This is a genomic window from Marilutibacter aestuarii (assembly GCF_006546775.1).
Taxonomy (GTDB): Bacteria; Pseudomonadota; Gammaproteobacteria; order Xanthomonadales; family Xanthomonadaceae; genus Marilutibacter; species Marilutibacter aestuarii.
Map to the genome: position 1 here is coordinate 1 of NZ_VICE01000033.1, position 1,400 is coordinate 1,400.

1 protein-coding gene, 1 tRNA gene and 1 pseudogene are annotated in these 1,400 nt (G+C 69.1%); 2 read left to right on the plus strand and 1 reads right to left on the minus strand.

What is annotated here, in order from left to right; genetic code table 11:
* On the minus strand, positions 1 to 893 hold an 893-nt coding region (gene ubiA, locus FKV25_RS03480; RefSeq protein ID WP_141517408.1), incomplete at its 3' end, for a 4-hydroxybenzoate octaprenyltransferase.
* A 152-nt stretch (positions 894 to 1,045) separates the two neighbouring features.
* Here ubiA and FKV25_RS03485 point away from each other — a divergent pair.
* Together FKV25_RS03485 and FKV25_RS16610 are read left to right on the plus strand one after the other, a co-directional pair.
* Positions 1,046 to 1,122 (plus strand) — tRNA-Arg (locus FKV25_RS03485).
* A gap of 112 nt (positions 1,123 to 1,234) precedes the next feature.
* A pseudogene (locus tag FKV25_RS16610) lies at positions 1,235 to 1,400 on the plus strand (c-type cytochrome); the annotation flags it as partial.

A 1,400-nucleotide genomic window follows, 5' to 3' on the forward strand; every position in this document is an offset into this window, starting at 1 on the left:
CCCGGCCACGACGCGGCCGCGATGCCGGCGAACAGGGCCAGGCCGACCCAGTGGTTGGCCAGGAAGGCGCGGAAGCAGGCGCCGGGTTCGCGATGCCGGCAGATCCAGAACTGCCAGGCAACCAGCACGACCGCGACGGTGAGCGCGGCCCAGTAGGGCGCGTCCAGCCCCGCGCGCTGGCCGACCAGGCCCATCGCCAGGAGGAACAGGCCGAACAGCACGCCCTGCGCGGCGAGGTCGGCATCGCCGAACAGGATCGCGGTGGACTTGCTGCCCATGCGCAGGTCGTCCTCGCGGTCGACCATGGCGTACCAGGTGTCGTAGGCGGTCGACCACAGGATGTTGGCCGCGTACAGCAGCCAGGCGAGCGTCGGCACTTCGCCCAGCACGGCGGCGAAGCCCATCGGGATACCCCAGCCAAAGGCCATGCCCAGATACACCTGGGGCAGGTAGGTATAGCGCTTCAGGTACGGGTAGCTGGCGGCGAGGACGAGTCCGACCAGGCTCAGCCAGATCGTCAGCCGGTTCAAGGTCAGCACCAGGGCGAACGCCACCAGCATCAGCACGCCGAACACCGCCAGCGCCTCGCGACCGGACACCGCGCCCGACGCCAGCGGCCGGTCCTTCGTGCGCGCGACATGCGGATCGAGCCAGCGGTCCGCGTAGTCGTTGATCACGCAGCCGGCCGAGCGCGTCAGCCAGACGCCGGCGCTGAAGACGAACAGCGTCCACCACGGGGGCGTCCCCCCGGCGGCGAGCCACAGGCCCCACCAGGTGGGCCACAACAGCAGCAGCCAGCCGATCGGGCGGTCGCCGCGGACCAGCTGCCAATAGAGCCGGAGCTTCAGCCGCCAGAGCGGCAGGGTGGGGGATTCGTAGCGTTCGTAGGTCATCGGGACGGGGCGTGGAGGCGGTCGCCAGGTGCCCGGCAAGCCGGCCGGCCGGGCATCGTGAAAGCAATATGGCGCGAAAGTCCGCAATTGTCGCTAGAATGCCAGCCCCGCGCGGACGATTGCCTCGGCAATACCGCCGGGATCTCAGCCAGGCGCCTGTAGCTCAGCCGGATAGAGTAGTGGCTTCCGAAGCCATTGGTCGGGGGTTCGAATCCCTCCAGGCGCGCCATCCCCCCTGCCTCGGCGGAGGGGAGGGACGTATACTGGCGCGTGGGTCGCACGGTGCGGCCCGTGTCGATGGCTTCGCGCGCCACGTGTGTGGTGCGTCAAACAGGTGGATCGTGCGCAACTACGACCTCGAATTCCTCAAGCACTTCTCGATGGTGATCGGATTCCTGATGCTGGTGACCGTGGGCCTGATCGTGGGTGCCACCATCATCCATCACCAGCTGCCGCCCGAGATCGACCCGGCGGTCGCCCAGCGCACCGAGCGCCGCATCGCGCCGG